Source organism: Clostridiaceae bacterium (assembly GCA_012840395.1).
Taxonomy (GTDB): Bacteria; Bacillota; Clostridia; order Acetivibrionales; family DULL01; genus DULL01.
This window is the reverse complement of record DULL01000063.1, coordinates 1-21,507: the sequence shown is the minus strand read 5'-3', so window position 1 is coordinate 21,507 and position 21,507 is coordinate 1. Positions and strand designations below refer to the sequence as shown.

At 35.3% G+C, this 21,507-nt stretch carries 17 protein-coding genes and 1 tRNA gene; 6 read left to right on the top strand and 12 right to left on the bottom strand.

Annotated features, from left to right (window positions below; all coding sequences use genetic code 11):
* The 5 genes from GXX20_07575 to GXX20_07555 form a co-directional block, all read right to left on the bottom strand.
* On the bottom strand, positions 1 to 1,188 hold the full coding sequence (locus GXX20_07575; protein HHW31513.1) for a Ger(x)C family spore germination protein: 1,188 nt from the start codon (positions 1,186 to 1,188) through the stop codon (positions 1 to 3).
* A gap of 16 nt (positions 1,189 to 1,204) precedes the next feature.
* Entirely contained in the window at positions 1,205 to 2,818 is a 1,614-nt protein-coding gene (locus tag GXX20_07570; GenBank protein ID HHW31512.1) for a spore germination protein, read from the bottom strand.
* Between the two features lie 242 nt (positions 2,819 to 3,060).
* Positions 3,061 to 3,154: transfer RNA gene (locus GXX20_07565), tRNA-Ser, on the bottom strand.
* A 162-nt stretch (positions 3,155 to 3,316) separates the two neighbouring features.
* The gene (locus tag GXX20_07560) at positions 3,317 to 4,702 is read right to left on the bottom strand and encodes a xanthine permease (GenBank protein HHW31511.1); all 1,386 of its coding nucleotides are present in this window, start codon (positions 4,700 to 4,702) and stop codon (positions 3,317 to 3,319) included.
* A gap of 292 nt (positions 4,703 to 4,994) precedes the next feature.
* Complete coding sequence (locus GXX20_07555) at positions 4,995 to 5,489, bottom strand: hypothetical protein (GenBank protein ID HHW31510.1); 495 nt, start codon at positions 5,487 to 5,489, stop codon at positions 4,995 to 4,997.
* Between the two features lie 283 nt (positions 5,490 to 5,772).
* Here GXX20_07555 and GXX20_07550 point away from each other — a divergent pair, with 283 nt between their 5' ends.
* From GXX20_07550 to GXX20_07535, 4 genes are all read left to right on the top strand, one after another.
* Positions 5,773 to 6,468 (top strand): hypothetical protein, encoded by a 696-nt coding sequence (locus tag GXX20_07550; GenBank protein HHW31509.1) that lies wholly within the window; start codon positions 5,773 to 5,775, stop codon positions 6,466 to 6,468.
* Positions 6,469 to 6,697: 229 nt separating this feature from the next.
* Entirely contained in the window at positions 6,698 to 7,495 is a 798-nt protein-coding gene (locus GXX20_07545) for a LysM peptidoglycan-binding domain-containing protein (GenBank protein ID HHW31508.1), read from the top strand.
* A gap of 394 nt (positions 7,496 to 7,889) precedes the next feature.
* Positions 7,890 to 8,510, top strand: coding sequence for a DUF218 domain-containing protein (locus GXX20_07540; GenBank protein ID HHW31507.1), 621 nt, complete (start codon positions 7,890 to 7,892; stop codon positions 8,508 to 8,510).
* A 99-nt stretch (positions 8,511 to 8,609) separates the two neighbouring features.
* Positions 8,610 to 9,113 carry a hypothetical protein gene (locus GXX20_07535; GenBank protein HHW31506.1) on the top strand — a complete coding sequence of 168 codons (504 nt, stop codon included), beginning with the start codon at positions 8,610 to 8,612 and terminating at the stop codon, positions 9,111 to 9,113.
* Between the two features lie 2 nt (positions 9,114 to 9,115).
* Here the strand turns inward: GXX20_07535 and amrS are convergent, their stop codons facing one another.
* From amrS to GXX20_07505, 6 genes are all read right to left on the bottom strand, one after another.
* On the bottom strand, positions 9,116 to 10,018 hold the full coding sequence (gene amrS / locus GXX20_07530) for an AmmeMemoRadiSam system radical SAM enzyme (GenBank protein ID HHW31505.1): 903 nt from the start codon (positions 10,016 to 10,018) through the stop codon (positions 9,116 to 9,118).
* Between the two features lie 80 nt (positions 10,019 to 10,098).
* Entirely contained in the window at positions 10,099 to 11,508 is a 1,410-nt protein-coding gene (gene amrA, locus GXX20_07525; protein ID HHW31504.1) for an AmmeMemoRadiSam system protein A, read from the bottom strand.
* 58 nt (positions 11,509 to 11,566) lie between these two features.
* A complete protein-coding gene (locus GXX20_07520; GenBank protein HHW31503.1) occupies positions 11,567 to 12,391 on the bottom strand; it encodes an inositol monophosphatase in 825 nt (274 codons plus the stop codon).
* A 95-nt stretch (positions 12,392 to 12,486) separates the two neighbouring features.
* Positions 12,487 to 14,307: an ABC transporter ATP-binding protein gene (locus tag GXX20_07515; GenBank protein ID HHW31502.1), complete on the bottom strand. Its 1,821-nt coding sequence runs from the start codon at positions 14,305 to 14,307 to the stop codon at positions 12,487 to 12,489.
* A 137-nt stretch (positions 14,308 to 14,444) separates the two neighbouring features.
* Complete coding sequence (locus tag GXX20_07510; protein ID HHW31501.1) at positions 14,445 to 16,241, bottom strand: ABC transporter ATP-binding protein; 1,797 nt, start codon at positions 16,239 to 16,241, stop codon at positions 14,445 to 14,447.
* Between the two features lie 123 nt (positions 16,242 to 16,364).
* Positions 16,365 to 16,796: a MarR family transcriptional regulator gene (locus GXX20_07505; protein HHW31500.1), complete on the bottom strand. Its 432-nt coding sequence runs from the start codon at positions 16,794 to 16,796 to the stop codon at positions 16,365 to 16,367.
* Between the two features lie 364 nt (positions 16,797 to 17,160).
* Here GXX20_07505 and mscL point away from each other — a divergent pair, with 364 nt between their 5' ends.
* Positions 17,161 to 17,577, top strand: coding sequence for a large-conductance mechanosensitive channel protein MscL (gene mscL, locus GXX20_07500; GenBank protein HHW31499.1), 417 nt, complete (start codon positions 17,161 to 17,163; stop codon positions 17,575 to 17,577).
* 40 nt (positions 17,578 to 17,617) lie between these two features.
* On the opposite strand, the gene GXX20_07495 is transcribed toward mscL, so the two are convergent.
* Entirely contained in the window at positions 17,618 to 19,375 is a 1,758-nt protein-coding gene (locus GXX20_07495; GenBank protein HHW31498.1) for a hypothetical protein, read from the bottom strand.
* 390 nt (positions 19,376 to 19,765) lie between these two features.
* Between GXX20_07495 and GXX20_07490 the strand changes: the two genes are divergently transcribed.
* Positions 19,766 to 21,241 (top strand): hypothetical protein, encoded by a 1,476-nt coding sequence (locus tag GXX20_07490; GenBank protein HHW31497.1) that lies wholly within the window; start codon positions 19,766 to 19,768, stop codon positions 21,239 to 21,241.
* Positions 21,242 to 21,507: the final 266 nt, after the last annotated feature.

Genomic DNA, 21,507 nt, shown 5'->3' with positions numbered 1-21,507 from the left:
TTATTTCTCCTCTACATCTCGTGATGCAGTTTTTTTTAATAAATCAGTCTTTTGTATCTTTGTTTCAACGTTAATATTTAATTCTATAGTTGGGTATATTTCATCCCAATTATCCTTTAAAACTTTCCATTCATTTTTATATTTTTTATGCACCATTTCACCAAAACCAAAAACATCAGCGTTTAATTCCTTGGATTTATTAAAGGATGCCATTATTTCCTGCCGGATAACTTCATCCTGGGCTTTCTGTATTTTTTCAAAGGTCGAAATATCTGCCAGGTTTTCGGTGGTAGTTTGTTCTGAAAGGCTAGACTCCACTTTGATTTTTATATGCACTACTATTTTGCCATCATTTATTTCTGGTGTTACTTTGCTTTTAGCTTCTAAAATTTCTAAAGCAACATTTCCTTGTTTATCGGGAGAAGAAACAAGTACTACACCACTTTTCACTTTACCTAATGCCCATAAAACTCCCCGGGATTCCTCCTGGCTTAGTTTGCCTATCATTTTGTCATTTTTGAAGACAGCCATACCTGATATATAAACATCCTTGTTCTCCATGTCCCCGAATATACTAACTAATGGTGCTACCGGAGATGTAGTAGCACTCATTGTGCATGAAGTAAAATCTTTCATGTTCACTTTATAAAAATAGGATGTAAATCCATAGGACTTAACCAGTTTTGTAATATTCATTGCAGGGAGCCTCTCGGTTTCCGGTTTGGCATTCATAATATCTGAAGCCTTATCCTCGGCAACAAGGATCAATGTAGTAGGCCTCATTTCGTGGGCTCGTAAAAAAAAGTCAATATATTTTTGCAAACCTTCTGAGGCTATATCATTACCAAATATTACAGCCTGATTGTGTGATACAAAAAGCCTGTTTCCTGTCTTATGTGTTACTTGCCTTACTGCATCAAAAATAGTTTTTCCTGTACTTGTGACATTCCAGTAGGCCTTACTTTCTTCTCCGCCTCCACCGCCTCCTGATATTTTCCCCATTTCCCCTTCTTTAACTATCTGTGCTGTTAGTAAAATATTTCCTGTGTCCATATCTTTATCAATTCCCATTCCTATGACGATTTCCAAATCATTTATTTCTCTTGCTCCTAAACATCCGGATAGAATAAACGACATAATGAGGTACAAAATTAATATTTTAACTGCTAAATGCATTTTTTTCTTCATTATATCCTAACTCCTTTTATTTGGAACCGTCGTAGTCTTCTTTATATGGTGATGGCATTAAACCCGGACTTTGGAGATAGGAGTTGCTATCACCCCAAACTATAGCCCTAGGACGCTTCTGCATAGTCCAAAGAGGCATTCTTATAAAAACATCCTTCAAACCGGAAATATTAAGGGGTATAATAGGCCATAAATATGGCACTCCGAAAGATCTTAAAGAGGCAAGATGCAACAAGGTTACCAAAAGTCCCATAATTATGCCGAAGCCACCTGCAAGCCCTGCAAGTGCAAGATATAAATATCTTAATACCGTTCCTGAATCGGTCTGTGCCGGTACAGCAAAACTCGCGATAGCAGTTGAAGATACAACAATTACCATGATTGGGCTTATAAGGCCGGCCTCAACTGAGGCTTGACCCAATACAAGAGCTCCAACGATACCTACTGTTTGTCCCACCGCTTTCGGTAACCGTACTCCTGCTTCTCTTAAAATGTCAAAGGTAAAAATCATCAATAAAGCTTCTAATAATGCTGGAAAAGGCACTCTTTCACGCCCTGCTGCAATAGATATCAACAACTGGGTAGGTATTAGCTCCTGGTGGAATACAGTTAATGCTACATAAATAGCTGGACCCAAAGTGCTTATTATATAGGACAAAAACCTGACTATACGCATAAAGCTTGCAAGAAAAGGCCTGGTATAATAATCCTCGCCACTTTGGAAACTTTCAATAAAAAGCATGGGCACTACCAAAGCGAAAGGTGTACCGTCAACCAAAATTGCAGCTCGGCCTTCCAGTATTTTTGCCACAATCTTGTCAGGTTTTTCACTGTTTGAAACTGTAGGAAAAATAGAGAATGGAGCATCCTCTATAAACTGTTCAATATAGCCTGATTCCAGAACCGCATCGATTTTTATTCTGTTCAGCCTTATTCTGATTTCTTCAATCAGTTTCGGATTAGCAACGCTTTTCAGGTATACAATATATACATCTGTTTTTGATTTTTCACCTATAACAAATTTTTCTACGCATAAATCAGGAGCTTTTATTTTCCGGCGGATAAGTGAAATGCTTACATTAGCATTTTCATTGAAGCCTTCCCTAGGCCCACGTACAACTGCCTCTGTTCCCGGTTCCTCTATACTGCGGGATTCCCGTTTTTCGGTGTCAATAGCTAAAGCCTCTTTTGCTCCATCTACCAATAGAATGGCTGCTCCTGTTAATAGATTATCAATCAGATCGTCCAACAGTGTCACTTTTTTAGTATCTGTTACAGATATTAAGTTCTTTTTAATATTATCAATGTTGGTAAAATCCATATCAATATCCTTTTTAAGCAGTAATGCTCCATACATCAAAGGGTTCAGGATATTTTTATGGATTTTTTCTTTATCTACCAAGCTGTTGATGAAAATCAGTGCCCCTTTAAATTTTCTGTCATGCCCAAAGTTAAACTCATGAATTATCACATCACTGCTTTCGTTAAAAATACCTTTAATAATCTCCAGGTTTCTTCTTAAATCAGGCAATACTGGTCCATAATTATTTTTACCTGGTGGAGTATTTTCATATATATTTTTACTTTTTTGAGATAACTGGCGAATTTTTTTTGAGATAAATTTAAACATGTATAATTCTTCCCATAAGTTTTTATTTGTTTCTTAGTTTTTATTTATTTTTTACATACAACGGCAATTTATACATAAATTATGAAAATGCTGAGAAAACCCAGCCGAAAGCTTTAAGAAGCATAGGGACGGTTCTTCTGCTTCCATTAGAAGGAAGCAGAAGAACCGTCCCTATGCTTCACACAGTTTTATCCTCTAAAACGCTGAAAACCCTGATTTCATCAGGGTTTTCAGACAAATTGTGGCGGAGAGAGAGGGATTCGAACCCTCGGTACCCTTTTTATGAGTACACACGATTTCCAGTCGTGCGCCTTAGACCAGCTCAGCCATCTCTCCACATGGTCACAAAAACAATATTACAAGAATTTTATTGAATTGTCAATGGTAAAGCAGCAGTATATTATCATCAATGAAGATATAGAAAGCTTGCAGCCGTGATCTGCAAACTTTCTATATCTTTATATTTTATTATTAATTTGCTATATTAATACCTTAATACTATTTAGCTGTCTTCTTATTTCCAATGCTCAAAATTAGGTTGAGAATAATTCCAAATATTGCAGCTCCGGCAATACAAGGTACTTCTATTCCGAAGAAAGGAATATTGCCTCCGAATGCATACTGACCGCCGAGACCGATAATCATAATGGTTGCAATAGTCGCAATAACTTTTGAACTGAACAAATCTACTTTCTTCTCAACCATAATTGCAACACCTTGTGCTGCTATAGCACCGAACAAATATATTTCCAGGCCGCCTATAACTGCTGTCGGTATTGCATAGATTGCATTTACCAAGGGAGTAAAGCAGGATATTATCATAGCAATAATTGAAGCTGCGATGAGAACCGATATGGAGAAAACTTTTGTAATTGCCATAGCACTGATATTTTCTCCATAGTTTGTACCTGCAGGTCCTCCAATAAAGCCTGAAACTATGTCTCCGATACCATCACCAATTAGGTTAAGCCCCAGCTTGTCCGCAATATTATAAACTTTGCTTGAGCCTTTTTTCTTTGCAAAGTCATTAACATATATATCAAGTTGGTATACATGAGCTGTTGATTCTGGAATAGTTGCAATTGCTATCGGCATGATGGCCGCAACTGCTGCCCAGGATGGCCTGGGTAAAGTAAATATCGGAAGTGCGAAAATCCCACTTTTTGCGGTATCGGGAAGAACCCTAAAGAGATCAATTCCTGTTGCAAGTTTAATAATAAATGCAACAATACATCCAACAATTGGTCCTAAAATTAATGGAAGCTGCCCTATTACGCCTTTTAAATATACTGAAAATAATATAGTTGAAATTAAAGTAACAAGGGATATTATCCAAGCCATATTTTGAGCTAAAGCTACCTGGGATTCTCCAACAGTAACCGTACCCAAAGTGTCAATTGCAATTGAAGAAGCATCTTTTAAAGCTGTTCCTGCAAGGGTAAGTCCAATTACCATTGCTATAGGGCCGGTGATAGACGCAGGAAGAACTTTCTCAATTGAATCTTTTCCAAAACGGTTAATAATTAGTCCTGCAGCTATTGATACAAAACCTGACATGACTATACCGAATTGTGCATAAGATATCTTTTCATTTAGTGTATAGGCTGCCAGTGATTCTGAAGCCATCAAGCTTCCTATTGCTGCAATATAAGAAAAACTCGAGCCGTAATATAATGGTATTTTTCTTCCTGTAACAAAGATAAAACATAATGTGGCAAAACCACTTGCAAAGATTGTTGTTGAAATATGAAAGCCTGTTATAATTGCGACAGCAACTGTTGCAGGGAACATTACAATAACCTGCTGAATTGCATATAATAGTAGTTGCCATATTGGTGGTCGTTCATCAGGTAAATAGCCGATTACTTTTTGAGTTTTTTCCATAAAAACACCCCTTTGCACATAATAAAATCTTGTCTGATAAATGCAGACAAGATTCGACCTTAATACTAGGCATAAAGTATACACACATTACTTTATACCTAAATTTCAGTACAATATCTTGTAGGCATCACGGTACCAAACTTAAAGATATTATTTACTATATTTTTTTGTCTGTGATATTCTATCATAATCAAGTTGCCATAATCAAGTTGTTTTTTCAACATTTTTTACTATTTAAAATTTAAAATCGTTTCGGGGCAAAAAGTTTTAGTTGTCTGAAAACTCTGGCATTTTAATTAATTATTGTAGTTTGCAAAGCTGCCTTCTTTCTTTGAACTTCCTTGCACATTTTTAATAGCTGTTCTCCATTGATACATTCAATTGCATTTTTAAAGCAAAACTTTATAGTATTCTGCTTATAATCACCCAGTGTAATTAATATTCCCCTGTAAATTGAATTTGTTTCCATACAATGTAATAGCTTTAAAGCAGCCTCTATTTCTACCAGATGATTCAGGCCGTGTTTCCATATTTCTGCATACTTAATATTATTAATTATATATCCATTATTATATTCTCCACACTTGTCTGTAAATTTTACCTTATTCCCTTTTCTTCGAAGAATTTCCACCACTATGTTTTGGAAATCCATAGTATGTAAATATAGCAAATCTTCCAGTGAATTTATTTCTTCAAGAAGGCGATTTATTTTAGTCTTGTAACATACGTAATATACTACTAAAAATATGTCATACAGCAGCATTGCGACCAGAAACTGCACTATCAGCAAAAGTATCATAATTAAATCATCTCCTCTATTTATTCTGCTTAGAAATGATATTAAATAAACAGGTATGAAGCATGGAAAATAAAAGAAGTATGAAAAATAATGAGCAAGATTTTAAAAAATAATCCCCTGTTAAGTGATAAAATTATCACTTGATTTAATTGACAAAATTAACTTTAAATGGCTTATAATCATCAACCTGCATATTTGTGTATAAAAGTTAAATGAATATATAATTGTTTTTTGTAAACTTTCAAATTTTCTCAAAATAAGGAGTTTATATATGGGAAAAATATATATCGAAATTGAAGAAGGCAATCCTCGTTATGTTTGCACCGATTGTTCCAATTGTACCAGTACCTTTGGAATAAGCCTTTGTAGCATAAAGAACAGAGGCTGTTGTTTCTATTTCCCTGAATTTTCTCTTCTTGATATACAAAGAATGGTTAAAACAACTGAAGGGCTTATAGTACTTGATACTATCCTCTCACATCCTGGTACAACTACTCAGCCTTATTGTTTGCAAACAAAGGGTTTCTTTGACGAGTCTTTATATAATGAATATAAGAATAATGGAAATCTGCCGGAATTAGATAACATAAAGGACTTTACAATATTCTTCAGAGTATGTCCATTTGTAAAAAGCGGTTATGGATGTACCATTCCTCCCCGTTACAGAAATATAATATGCAACACTTTTGTTTGTGAAGAACTATATAACAGAGCCGATTCATCGGAAGTTTCAAAACTTTACATTGATGAACGTTCCAGATACGCAAGATGGGTAAATTGGGAAAATACCAATTTAAAGCATATACTTATGGAGTACAATGTAAACCTTGTATCGGATTTTAACAAAAGCATACAGATATTGCAGGAAATACCTTTGAACAATTATCAATTCCCTGAGCTTAAGCCTTTAATAACAAAATACTGTGACAATTTGTATCCAGAAGAGACTGATCTTATTGCGGGATAAATATATTACGGGATATATACCTAATGAACCCCCTTTTCTCCATCATATGCCTGCATTTCCACATATTTAGCCTGGAGTTTACCCATACCCCTATGTTAAAATACACAAAAAATGCCGAATCTCCACATACGGAGTACGGGGGATGAAATAAATGGGGTGAATCTCTTTTGAGTAGGGGTCCTCAACCCGAACCCGTCAACTAACCTCGGAGGCAAAAGGGGGAATCAAAATGTTTCTTACTAATAGGAAAAAGGCATCAGCCTTTATTATTGCCATATTATTATTTTTAACGCTGTCTTTCCCAGCGTATGCGGGCTCTTACACTGTGGTGAAGAATGATTCTCTTTATTTAATAAGTCAAACATTCAACACCAGTGTAGCTACAATCAAAAATACCAATAACCTTACAAGTGATATAATCTACCCGGGCCAGAAACTGAAAGTCCCTGCTACAGATTATACTGTTAAAAGCGGAGACACTCTGTACCTTATTGCAAAAAGGGCTGGTATCTCTCTCTGGTCACTGAGAAAAGCAAATAACAAGTGGGATGATATGATTTATGTTGGACAAAAACTGATTATACCGGAAGTAAACGGAGGAAATACCTCAAGCACAAATAGCAGCACGCAAACCGGTTACACTGGCAATGCCGTTATTCCTTATTCTTCATATGAATTGGATTTACTTGCAAGGTTAATAACTGCAGAAGCAGTCAGTGAACCTTACCTGGCTCAGGTAGCAGTTGGCGCGGTTGTAGTAAACAGAGTGAAGGATCCGCGTTTCCCAAACACCATTACCAGTGTCATTTATCAGAAGGATAGTAAATTCTATCAGTTTACACCTGTTGAAAACGGCTGGATAAACAAACCCGCAACAGATACAGCAAGAAAAGCAGCGCTTGAAGCTTTAAACGGTCATGACCCTACTAAAGGTGCAATATATTACTTTGATGACAGTGCAACAAACAAATGGCTTTGGTCAAGACCTATAGCATTAAGATCAGGCAAAATGGTTTACACTTATTAAAGGTTAGACTTATTAAAGGTTAGACTTATTAAAATGTATTACACCTGTTAATAACTTTTTGGGGAAGGTATCTTTAAAGAAACCTTCCCCTTGTTTTAACCAAACATCAGTTCAGCTATCGCTTATATAAGCGGAGCTGAATTGATGCGAACTATAATAACAACCTTGTTCAGTGGGGGATTGCAAGGTGCCCTCTGAACCAGCAAGCGAAGCGAGTTTGCATAGGCTGATGCTCAGGTTGCGCTTGACTTGCCTGCATACTAAATATAATATTAAAGCAACAGAATATTAATATTATATTGGCATTATGGACAAAGGAGCTGCTTTAAATAATAAAATGGTAAGACATAAAAGAAGAATAATTATTGCCATATATATTCTAGTACTATTTTGCATGTCAGTGTTTGCATCAATAGTAATTATAAATAAATATATTAAATCATCAGTTGAACATAGAATCATTACTGTAGATGAAGCGGCTTCTATTGATGCTGATTGCATTCTTGTTCTTGGAGCAGGCGTTTGGGATGGAGGAAGACCTAGTCATATGCTTGAGGACAGGCTGCTTCAAGGTATTGAATTATATAAAAGAGGAGCTTCTGATAGGTTGCTGATGAGTGGTGACCATGGCCGCAAGGAATATGATGAAGTCAATGTTATGAAAAAATTTGCTATTGAAAGAGGAATACCTTCACAACACATTTTTATGGATCACGCTGGTTTTTCCACCTATGAAAGCATTTATCGTGCAAGAGATATTTTTCTGGCGAATAAGATAATTATAGTAACACAGAAATATCATTTATACCGGGCTCTGTATACTGCCGAAAAACTAGGCCTTGATGCCTACGGCGTAGCCTCTGATCCACGGCAATATATCGGGCAGGAAATAAGAGAGTTAAGAGAATTACTTGCGAGAGTAAAGGATTTCTTTTATGTGATTATAAAACCAGAACCTACCTTTCTTGGTGAAACAATACCTGTAAGCGGGAACGGTGATCTTACAAACGATTAGTGGCATTATTACAGTAGCATTATTATAGTGGCGTTTTTAAAGTGGAATTATTTTTGTTGAATTATTAAAGGTAAAAATAATTAAAAGGAGAAAAATATCATGAAACAATTAAAGCTATACAACGTGATTTTCCCATTATGGTTTATTATGTTCTTTCCACCGGTTGTTTTCATAACCCTTGCAGGTAACTTCATTATTGATTCTCTGGTTATTGTGGCTTGCTTTTTTATTTATAAACTTGCTGGTACCGGAAACAATTTAAAAACATTCTACACTAAAAGTGTATTTCAAGTTTGGATATTTGGATTTATATCAGATATAATTGGTGCTACCATATTGTTTCTGTTTGGTATGTTTGGAGACTACTTCGGCCTTCCCTATGAAATGGCAAATGGAATAAACTTTGATCCCTATAGTTATCCCTGGGCAATAGTAATCATAGTATTATCAATGCTCATTGCAGCAATCTTTATATTTATCTTTAATTATAAAATTACCCTTAGAGAAATGGATGACAGGAAATTAAGATTTAAGGTGGCAATTACTTTAGCCATTATTACCATGCCCTGGACATTTCTATTACCAACAAAGTGGTTCTATTAGCTCTACATATTGCCTGCAAATACATATAAAAGATATTCTGAAGCTATTGATTTTGCTTTTAGTATGGTTTCTCTTGGAGTAGGATTTATATCCCTCATATTATAATTCGGAAAAAATCTCGTTAAATGGAGCGGTATTTTATTTGAAATTGAGGAAATCCATTTAGAAAGCTCAGCAATCTCTTCAAGAGAATCATTTAAATCTGGTATAACAAGAGTAGTGATTTCCACGTGGCAATTTTCTGCTGCCAGTTCCACAATTTCCTTTACATTTAAAAGCCTGCCCTTACAAATTTTCTTGTAAAAATCCTCGGAAAAGGACTTAACATCAATATTCAAAGCATCAATATAAGGAATCAGTTCCTTTAATGGCTCTTTTTCTATAAATCCGTTTGTTACAAGAACATTGTCAAGTCCGTTTTCTTTGGCCAGTTTTGATGTTTCAAGAACATATTCAAACCATATGGAAGGCTCATTATAAGTATATGCTATTCCAATATTGCCATATTTTGTACTTTCTTCTGCTTTTTCTACTAAAACCTCTGGTGGAACAAAAACAGTGTCGGGTTCTACCTGGGATATACTCCAATTCTGACAAAATGAACACTTCAGATTACAGCCGAAGGTTCCTGCCGATAATATCATGGATCCTTGCCTGTACATTTTCAGAGGCTTTTTTTCAATAGGATCCAGCGCTATTGAAGCAATCTTGCCGTAATTCAATGAGTAAAGTATACCGTCAATATTCTTTCGAACTTGACAAATACCAACAGCTCCAGGTTTAATTAAGCAATTATGAGGACAAAGAAAACAGCGCACACTGCTTTCGCCAGCTTTTTCAAAATATCTGGCTTCCTTATATCCTGTATTGATAGTATCAGCTCCCAGATAAAAATTTTCATTCATTAATCACATATTTTATTTACATCTATACTTACATCGTTACTTACATTATTACTATATTATTTATATTATTAATTACATCTTTATTTATATCTTACAACTTCAAACCTCTCCATATCAAATTTTTCGTGAGGCTTTATACCCGCTTTTTTAAGAGCTATTTCAACCTGCTCCTCAGGAGTGTTTATGCCTTCTAAATTCGGCAACAGGAGTCCCGTCCTATAGCCGGATCTCACAATAACTCCATATTTTTTAACATCCAGTTCATCTATGGATCTGATTGGTTCCGGTTCCTTTAAAATGTCAACCGAGTATATCAGTTTGTCCAGTTCTTCCTCTTCAACCGGATAAAATCTCCCGTCACGGGTTCCGGAACTTATGGCGTTGTAAATAATTTCTTCAGCTATATTTTTTCTCGTAGGAGCAATTGTGCCTATGCATCCTCTTAACTGTCCCTGCTTCTTTATAGATACAAACACACCTGCTTTTTCATTTAACAATTCATCTGGAATCCAATCAGGTATTTTTATAACCTTTTTGTTCCTCACATATTCTTCAAGAGCTAATCTTGCCAGTCGTACCCGGAAATCCTCCGCTTCCCGGATTTTCTCAATTTCATGGAAATACTTCTCTCTCACTCTTTTTAAAACACTATCCGAATCATTTTTCCCCAATACATTGAAGCTTGCCACTGAATATCCTACTCCAAATGGTCCTTCATAAGAATAAACTTCAGATTTTAATTCGTATCCATCCAGGGCTCCAAACATCATAAGAAAAGACCTTAAGCCACATTCTCCTGCTTCTTCACAAAAACTTTCTTTTAAAGTTAATAGTTTTTCCACATCCAGATTTTTAAAAGCTTCTACAACCAGATTATCAAATTCCCTTCCCTTAGGGCTGTATTCATAAGGAGAATCCTTTGACAGGCGGTGAGAAAGATCACCACTGGCAATAAATACTGTTTTCCCCTCTGTTTCCTCCGCAGCTTTTCCTATACATATTCCGAATTTATAGAGTTCTTCAAAAGGAAGGCCTGCAATAGATATTTGCACCAGCTTCACATTTTTTAGTACATTGCTTACAAAATACAAAGGAACTAATACTCCGTGGTCTAATTCTCCAGAAATATGAAATTTCCTGGCAATGCTGTCATCCAGACCCCCTGCAGGTAAGCCTTCTTTCTGAGCGCGGTTTATAATTCTCTGTACCAGATCCAGGTTGTTTTCAAATTCCAACCTTGTATTCCTGTCTCCGAACCTGCTCAAATCACCAGCTAATCTTTTTGAAGTGTTTATATATATGAAGTCCTGGAATACAGGCCCATGAGGTGTAGTGACAATAATTGTATCCGGGTTGTCTTTTCTAATAGATTCAGCAGCTCTTACCATTGCATCTATTGTTTTTTGAGCACCTTTCTCACTTCCCTTTCCTACTCCGGGTACTGCCAGAGGAGGATGAGGAAAAACATAAGCAGCCGCTATTCCACCCATACAACCGCCTCCTTACTAAGATTGGGGTAAGTGCATTCATTATGAGTTAACGTGCACCTTATATTTTAAAATTATTCCCTTTATTATCTTTTCTTAATGAGTATTTCCTAATGTAGCTGAGCATATGCTCATGAATAAGTCCGTTGGTAGCTAGGATACTGCTTGGTTGTAAATTATATAAGTTATTATTTTCCCAATTAGTAATCTTTCCACCAGCTTCCTGGATTAACAACAGTCCTGCTGCATAATCCCAGGGTTGAAGTCCCATCTCAAAAAATCCATCCAGTCTGCCACACGCCACATAGGCAAGATCAATTGATGCCGCACCACCACGTCTAATCTCCAGGCAATCCACAAATATTTTTTCGGCTAATTCAAATGTACGATGAGCCTGAGTCCTGTCATAGGGAGTGGTTCCAAAAGCAATAAGACATTCCTCAAAACGGCTCCGTGTCGTAACTTTCACCTTCTTGTTATTCAAGTATGTACCTTCTCCAGCCTGAGCCGAAAACATTTCATTTAAGTATGGATTATATACTACTCCTACAAAAGGCTTTCCTTCAACAAATAAAGCAACGGAGATTGCCGACCATTTATAATCTCTCATTAGATTAGTCGTGCCATCCACTGGATCAATAATCCACGTAGGTTTATTTGTATTCAAAGTATCACTTACAGATTCTTCTCTTAAGAAACTGCATTCAGGAATTATTTCTTTCAGACTTCTGCTAAGTACCTTTTGTACCTCCAGGTCTACATGAGTTACAAAGTTTTTTGAGCCTTTTTTTTCAATTAACTTTTCATCCAGTTCTGTTTCCAGGATTATTCTGCCTGCCTCTTTAACAGCCCTTTCTACTTCATTTCTTATGCTACTCATATTCAACAGTCACTGCCTCTCAAGATGTTTAATGTTAAGGGACATCCCTTGCTCGGACAAGGAGAGTTTCTTTTGCGTTAAGGAATGTTCCTCTGTTTATTTTAAGTTTGATACTGAAGCTTATATAAATTATAATATATACCTTCTTTATCAAGCAATTCCTGATGTGTTCCGGATTCCCTGATTTCTCCTTTATGTATTACAAATATCTTATCAGCTTTCTGTATTGTTGAAAGCCTGTGAGCTATTGCAATGTTTGTTCTTCCCTCCATCAGCTTGCTCAATGACTCCTGTATGAGAATCTCACTTTCTGTATCGATATTGGATGTAGCTTCATCCATGAGAAGTATCGCAGGATCTCTGGCTAAAGCTCTTGCAAATGACAATAGCTGCCGCTGTCCTGATGATAAAGTTGTTCCTCTCTCATTTACCGGGCTGTCATATCCTTCAGGCAGTTTATTTATAAAATCATCAGCACCCAGATACTCTGCCGACTTTTTTATCCGACTGAAAGACACCTCATTATCAAATAACCCTATGTTAGTTTTAATGTCGCCGGAAAAAAGAAAAACATCCTGTAAAACCAAACCAATATTCTTTCTCAGTTCTTTCTTTCTCAGGTTTTTTATGTTTATGCCATCTATGAGTATTTCTCCTTTCTGGTTTTCATAAAAACCGCAAAGAAGGTTGATTATACTTGTCTTTCCTGCTCCGGTGGCTCCAACAAAAGCAACTGTTTCACCTGGTTCAATTTTAAAGGATATATCTTTTAAAACCCAGTCCTCACCGGAATAAGCAAACCATACATTTTTAAACTCGATCATTCCGGAAGCTTTATTAGTATTGAATTTATATTCCTTCTTCTTATTTTCCTCAAAATTTTGGCTATCCATAAAATTTATATTACCCTCAAAATTTATCCCGGGCTCCGATTCTGGTTTTTCCTCAAGAAGCCTTTCAATCCTTTCAGAAGATACCAGAGAAGACTGGAGAGTGTTGATTTGATCCGTCAGATCCATTATCGGCTGAAAAAAACGGTTAATGTAATTAATAAAGGCATATAGAGTGCCTATTTCAAGTTGCCCTTTCAAAATATTTCTGCCCCCGTACCACAGAAGAACTGCCAAAATAAACGATGTAATAAAATCAATGGCAGGCCTGAATATGCCAAACAGCATAACCTGCCTGTCATTGGCAACATAGTATTCTTTATTTATATCCTCAAATTCTTTTTGTGTTATTTCCTGCATATTAAAAACCTGTATTATTTTCATGCCTGATATATGTTCTGAAAGAAATGCATTTATTAAAGCCAGCTTTGTTCTGATTACATCGAATATTTCCCTGGCCTTTTTCCTAAATTTTATGGTAACCACTGCCATCACAGGCACAAGGGTAAGACTTATCAAAGTAAGCTTTTTATTCATCTTAAACATTGCAAAAACTATTCCTGCCATAATAAATATATCTTGAATAAAACTAATAAGAACATTAGTATACATTTCATTAATAGCGTCTACATCATTGATGACTCTTGTTACTATCCTTCCCACGGTATTCTTATCAAAGAAGGTGATGGGCAGTTTCTGAATATGGCTGAAAATCTTTTCCCTCATTTTTAATATGATCTTGTTTCCTGCTGTATGTAATATATATGTCTGAGCAAAGCTGAATACAAATTCAAATATCACCAGTATTCCAAAAAAAATGCTTATAGTTTTCACGCCATTTTTAGCTGCCTCAACACTGACTGTTCCCTCGGCAGCTTTATGTATATAATCATCAATGGCTACTTTTATAAGATAAGGACGCATAAGATTTGATGCAGATATAGCCAAGATTAACAGCAGTGATAATAGAAAAAGATGCCAATATGGGAATGCATATTTCATTAAATTGAATATTGTGTCCTTTCCCGGCATAGTATTATCCTGTGCCGAATTGTCTCGTTCTGTCTTATCCTGAACTGTTTTATCATGACCAGTTTTGCCCTGTTCTGTCTTGTCCTTATGGGCTTTGTATCTTTTAGGCATCAAATTTCCTCCCTTAAGTGCTTGTGCTATAAATTAATCACTTTTTCTTCCAGAAGTTGCCTCAGGTACATTTTATAGTAGATTCCCATTTTATCAATAAGTTCCTCATGAGTTCCTCTCTCAGCAATTTTTCCTTTTTCAAGTACTATGATTTCATCTGCATCCATTACGGCAGATATTCTATGAGCAATAATAATGCAGGTGCGTCCCTTCATTATACTTTTTAAATTCTTCATTATTTCTTTTTCTGTATTGGTATCAACAGCAGACAAACAATCATCTAATATCAGTATAGATGGATCCTTGATTAGTGCCCTGGCTATAGAAATCCTCTGTTTCTGGCCTCCGGATATATTTATTCCACGTTCTCCAAGAATGGTATCAAACTTGTCATGGGTGTCCATTATATCATCATATATTTTACTTATCTTGGCAGCCTTTTCTATCTCCTTTATGCTTGATTTCTTGGGGGAAAAAGCTATATTGTCTTTTATTTTCCGGGAAAACAACACGTTATCCTGGGGTACATAACCTATACTGTCCCTGACTACCTTGTGAGGTATATCCTTAATATCTTTACCGTCTATAAATAGCTTTCCCCTCTCTTCAACTTCATAAAGTTTTAGCAGTAGATTTACAAGTGTAGTTTTTCCCGATCCAATTCTTCCAACTATTCCCAAGGTTTTTCCCGGTTCAATTGTGAGATTTATATTTTTTAATACTTCCTGTCCTCCATTATTATATCTGTAACTTAGGTTTCTGAACTCTATCTTTCCTTTCAATCCTGTAGTTATATTCTGCTGATCTCCCTTGTTTTGGTTATTATGTAAACATTCCTGCTCATCAATGGTTTTTTCACTGAGAAGTTCACTTATCCTGCTGTAAGAAGCTCTTGCCCTCTGTATAATAGACACTAAAGCCCCTATATTTCTTACCGGCCTTAAGATGATTGCAATATAGCTATTAAATGCCACGAAGTCTCCTATGGTAATTGTTCCTTCAATGGTCATAAGCCCTCCATAATAGAGGACTGCCAGATACGACAGGTTAAGTATCAGCTGTATAAATGGTGAAAATGCACTTTGCACTTTTACCAGATTCATATTTATTCTGTAATTCTCATTGTTCAGCTTGCTAAAGTTAGATATTTCAGCCTCTTCCTGTACAAAAGCCTTTATAATCCTTATACCTGATATATTTTCCTGGACTTTTCGTGTAAGTGCTGCAAAAGACTCCTGTACCTTTTTAAATCTCTTGTTGATTACTACACCTGTTTTTAAAATTATTAATATCAGTAATGGAAAAGGAGCCAGTAAAAATAATGCCATTTTTAAACTCATGGTTTTGCTCATAATTATGACACTTGCAGTTGAGAGTACTATAGTATTGATAGTAATTATTATTCCTCTTCCCAAAGCCATTCTTACGGCTCTTACATCATTAACAAGTAAAGCCATGAGATCTCCGACACCATTTTTATCAAAAAACCTCTGAGGTAATAATGTGAGATGCATGAACATTTTATTTCTAAGGATGAAATCAAACAGGTTTGAAGCTCCTATCAGCTGTATTCTTGAGAGGTATTGCAGTACAAATGCCAGTAAGGCGATAGCAATTATTATCCCAGAATAAGTTAACATGTTCTGGTTTCCGCCGCTGTAAACCATACTGTTCACTGCATTTCCTGTAATGCGCGGAAGCATAAGCTGTAATATGTTAACTCCAATTAAAAGTATTATGCCGCTTAAATATCTCCATTTATTTGTCTTAATGAAGGAACTGAAGAACATTCCGCTGCTCTTTTTTCTTTCTTTATCTGTCAAGGAATTCCCCCCATTATTAACTTCCAAATATATTAAGTGTATATATTTCGTTAATAGCAAAAGCGTACATTTATATGCGTATATGCGGCTGATAAAAGCCGGATAATTCAAGAAATTCAATAGTCACGGCATTATATAAGTTTGAAAAACTTTGATAATTTCTAAAAATCTCTCCATATCTTCATATGGTACATATTTAAATACTTCTTTTATAAATTCCTGGTGACTTGAAATTGCCATCTCGCGGATATTTTTTCCGTTTTCTGTAAGTCTAACTCTGGTTATCCTCCTATCTTGAGGATCGTTTGCCCTCATTATTATTCCTTTTTCCTCAAGATAGTCTACCAGAGGTGTAACATTACTGTTTTCTTTGAGAGCCCGGGAACTTAATTCAGATAATGTAATACTCTCACCTGGCATAATGTTCTTCATTATGTTATATTGGCCCCATGTAAAACCCAATTCACTTAAGTTCTGGCGTGATTTCCTGATAATTTTCCAGGCTAGTTTCATAAGTTCGCTATGACACTCCAGTCTCAGATCATTATGACTCATAATGCGGCTCTCCTTTCAATTTTTGTGGAAATTTTTATGTGATAAAAATATTGATAAAATTATTACACGGTGCTTTTTTCAAAGTTATATTATTATATTTCCATGAAAGATTTATATAATATAAAATTTATAAATTATAATATTTATATTTTATAAATATTATAATTTATAAATTTATTGACTTCAAGTTAAATATGCACCTTGTTATGAAAAAATAGCATGAATTGCGTCACATAGTCTATCGACATGTTCTTAAAACATTGATAAAATAATATTAGAAATAGTAAACAACTAATGTATTTACAGATATTATATCCTTATCTTAATACAGCCTTTAAAATAATATAGTGAAAGAGGTATCTTTATGTTTAAGGAATTTAAAGAGTTTGCAATAAAAGGCAACGTTATTGACATGGCAGTAGGTATAATCATAGGAAGTGCTTTCGGAAAAATAGTCACCTCTCTTGTTAATGATATTATAATGCCTGTTTTCGGATTTGTTTCAGGCAAAATAGACCTTACAAACCTTAAGCATGTAATAAGGCACGAAGATGCTGAAAAATCAATAACTGAACTGTCTATAAAATATGGCCAGTTTCTTCAGAATGTTATAGACTTTTTAATTATTTCATTTTCTATTTTTCTCATAATAAAGCTATTAAATAAAGTGCGCAACATGAAAAAAGAGGAGCCGGTGCCGGTAAGACCTGCCGAGCCTTCAAAAGAAGAAGAGCTTCTAAAAGAAATCAGAGATATACTTAAAAACAATTATAGTAAATAGTAATTATAATAATAAACAAATAATATTTATTCGTCTATAACTACATTCCAATTCCAAGGGCATCAAGAATAAATTCAATGACCTGCCTTTCCTCCTGCCGGTATCTTCCGGATTGAAGTCCTTCTTTAAAATAATTAATCGTAGCTTCATCTCTATTAGCTTCCAGAGCATAAACAATATAAAAGCTGATGAGTTCTCTCTGGTCTTCATCGATATTCAGCAAAGCTTTTATAAATTCCGGCTCGTTTTTTATAAAAACATCTTTTAGCATAAAACTGAATGCTTCTGCATAAACTCCATCAAGGCCATTTGTACTAATCAGTAGTACAGCCAATTGATCCGGGTTATCAAATTTATAATTACTCAACCACTGAACTAAATTATTAAAACTATAATTGCTAATACCTGCAAGTTTTACCCAGTCCAGGTATGGAAGCAATGAAAGTATTTCTTCTATTTTTTCCGGTTCAGCATTTTCAAACATTTCGTGAATTTTTTGTTCGACATCTTCATCTGTAATAATAATTTTCCTCATATAATCGAATATTTCTCCAAGTTTTTCGCTATCCGTCACCTTTAGCCTAAAATTATATGCCAGGTCTTCATTCTCCACGGGAATATATGCAAAGTATTCCTGTATATATTCGATATTTTCCTCTATTTCTTCTTCAAGTCCTTCCTCTGTATTATCTTTTATCTCATCTTCAGGCAAGTCCAACCATAAGAGAAATACTTTTCCTTGGCCTAGTTTTGTAGGCCCCTTATACCTTAAATCTTCAAACTGCAAATTCTCAGGCAAAGCAAATTCATATTCACCCTGCTGTCTTTCTATCAAGCCAAACCATCCAATTTCATTACCTTCTGAATCAATAATTTGATACTGATAAATCTCCTTTAATTCTTTATTTTTTTGCTGTTTAAATTTAAAACCCTGAGACATTTCCCAAGCCGATCTCACTGCTTTCATTCCTTCAATTAATGGAAGAGAGATTTCCTGATTTTCATCTGAATTCATATTGGGAATTGTTATTACATCTACAATATTATCCTCTGTTTTGTCTCCATCACTTACATTTTTATCCCCATCTTCTGTCTCTTTTGTATTTTGATTGCCGTCTTCAACTACTTCCTCCACGTTGTCAGGGGCATCCTTCCCTAATTCAAATTCTACCGTTCTTAACAAAACAAATTTGTTATCTTGCCATTCGTATGTTACTTCAACATTATTTCCGGAAAAACTGTTAAAATAAACTGTCTTAAATCCCTTATTACCGTATTTTTCAAATTTTCTGGAATATCCTTCATAGTAACTGGGAATACTGCCAACTTCTACAGGCAGTAATTCTATTATTCCATTACTTTTTATTGTAAACAGATAATAATAGAACATATTATTTGATGAAAACTGTCCCAAGGAAAAATCATAATTTCCGTCTCCATTATAATCATCAAATTCCAATGTAAATTTTCCATTAAAATTCATTTTACTAATATTAAGTGCTTTATTTATATTTAGTGTTGATATTAGATTATCCCTGCTGTCAAAGAGCTGAAGGGAAAACTGCCCTTCCCAGTTCCATGCTGTTTGAGAACCGGAGTCATCAGTAACCTGATATTTGCCATCCGCCATATAAATTAAAAGCTTTTCTATACGGGAATCACCATTAAAATCAAGGTTATTATATGATACTATTTGGTTGCTGTCCACATTACTGCAGCCAGACAAAGTGGTAGTGAGGAGTATAATAAAGAGCACCGCTTTTAACAGAACCGTAAAATTCATTTTTACTTTCTTCATTTGAGTTTTCCCCCCAAAGAATACCACATGCAATCATATTTCAAAAGCACAATTATATAGTCTTGGTAAAAAACCTTACTATATAAAAGACGAATTTGTTTGAAATTAGTTTCATATATTGTAAATATTTATTGCCTATTTCCTGAAAAAGTACAACGCATTTACTAAGAATTATATAACTCTGTCTTATAATATTATAACTCAATAGTCCGAAAAAATAACATTTATAAAAATATTTTCTTCTCCTTGAACATATTTAATACATTTTGTATTTATTATGCTAGAATTATATTATTAATGTTGACAGGTCTGGCAATGACTGTTGGCAAAATAGTAAAACATACCATTAAACCTTTATTAAGAAAACTTTATTAAGGGAGGCATAGTATAATGGGTAATTTAAAAATTGGCTGGGCAGAAGAAACTATAACACCAAATAAAAAAATAAAACTTGCAGGACAGTTTGTTGAAAGAATTTCAGAATACGTTGAATCTCCTGTAACAGTAACTGCAATGGCAGTTGAAACAGATCAAGACCATATGGTTATATGTTCCTGTGACTTGGTATCTATTGGTGAAAACCTGTTGGCAAGAGTCAGGGAAATGCTGAAAGACTTTGATTCAAGCTTATCCCCTGAAAAAATTATTATAAGTGCAACTCACACCCATACATCCCATGTTTATAGCAGAGAAGGGACTGACCGTATTTCTTCCCTTGAGGTATTAAAACGATATTTACCTGAAGGTAAAGAATATAAGGAGAAAGTTACCGGTGACGTAATGACATCAGATGAAGCACTTCACTATTTGGTTAATCAAATTACCAAGGCTGTAAAAGCTGCATGGAACTCAAGGAAAGAAGCATATTATGCCAATGAATTCGGCCGTGCTGTTGTTGGGATGTGCCGCAGAGCTTGTTATGATGATGGAAGCGCAAAAATGTGGGGAGATACAAACACCGCTAATTTTACACACCTTGAGGGTGGAAATGATTCTGGTATTGAGCTTTTGTATACTTTCGATAAAAATAAAAAACTGACAGGTGTTGTTGCTAATATAGCCTGTCCTGCTCAGGCCGTCCAGCATAGGAGTTTTATCTCCTCTGATTTCTGGGGGAAAATTAAAATACTGCTCAGAGAGAAATTTGGCGAAGATTTATATGTTTTAGGCTTATGCAGCGCAGCAGGTGACCAGTGCCCGGTAGACCTAATCAGATGGGTGGAACCTGAAACTCCCATTGATGATCCGAATATAAAAAGAGAGCATGTAATTGAAAGAAAAGCAGACCCTTCCATGTTTGATATTAAAGGGGCATGGAAAGTAGGAAAGCGTGTAGCAAATGAAATTATTGATGTTTATGAAGAAATAACGGAATTAAAAGATGATGCTTTCCTAAAACATCATGTAGTTAACCTGGACTTACCGGTAAGACGTGTAACTATCCAGGAATATAACCAGGCTAAGAAAATCCTTGAAGATTATGTTAAGAATAGCTCAAAAAATGAATTTAATTATGAAGACAGCGCATATATGCATGTTTGCGCCGGAACCATTGCACGTTTTGAAGAGCAGCAGACAAAGGATATTCAGACTATAGAAATGCATATAGTCAGATTGGATGATGTGGCTATTGCAACCAATCCCTTTGAGCTCTTTTTAGATTACGGCAATCAAATCAGAGCCAGAAGCAAGGCAAAACAGACTTTCTTAATTCAGCTGGCTTGTGGCAGTCAGGGATATTTGCCCACTGAAAAAGCAGAAAAGGGAGGCCACTACAGTGCATATGTTTCCAGTGGCATAACAGGACATCAAGGTGGCGAACTCTTGGTAAGAAAGACCGTTGAGACAATCAATAGCATGTGGTAATAAAGAAGTATTTCCAAATAAAGAAGCATAAATAAAAAGTAAAAATTTATAAGCATGTGATAGTAGAGTTGATTCTATAAAAGCATGAAAAAGGTGGCCCAATGGCTGCCTTTTTTATGTTTGGTAAAATGGTTTTATGGTTAGCGTAAAATTACTGTAGGGATAGAGGGATAAAATTCCAGTAAATTGGAAAAGAAGATGGCATCCTGTTAAGATATAGTTGATTAAAAAAATATTTAACAGAAAGGATGACATCTTCTATGTAT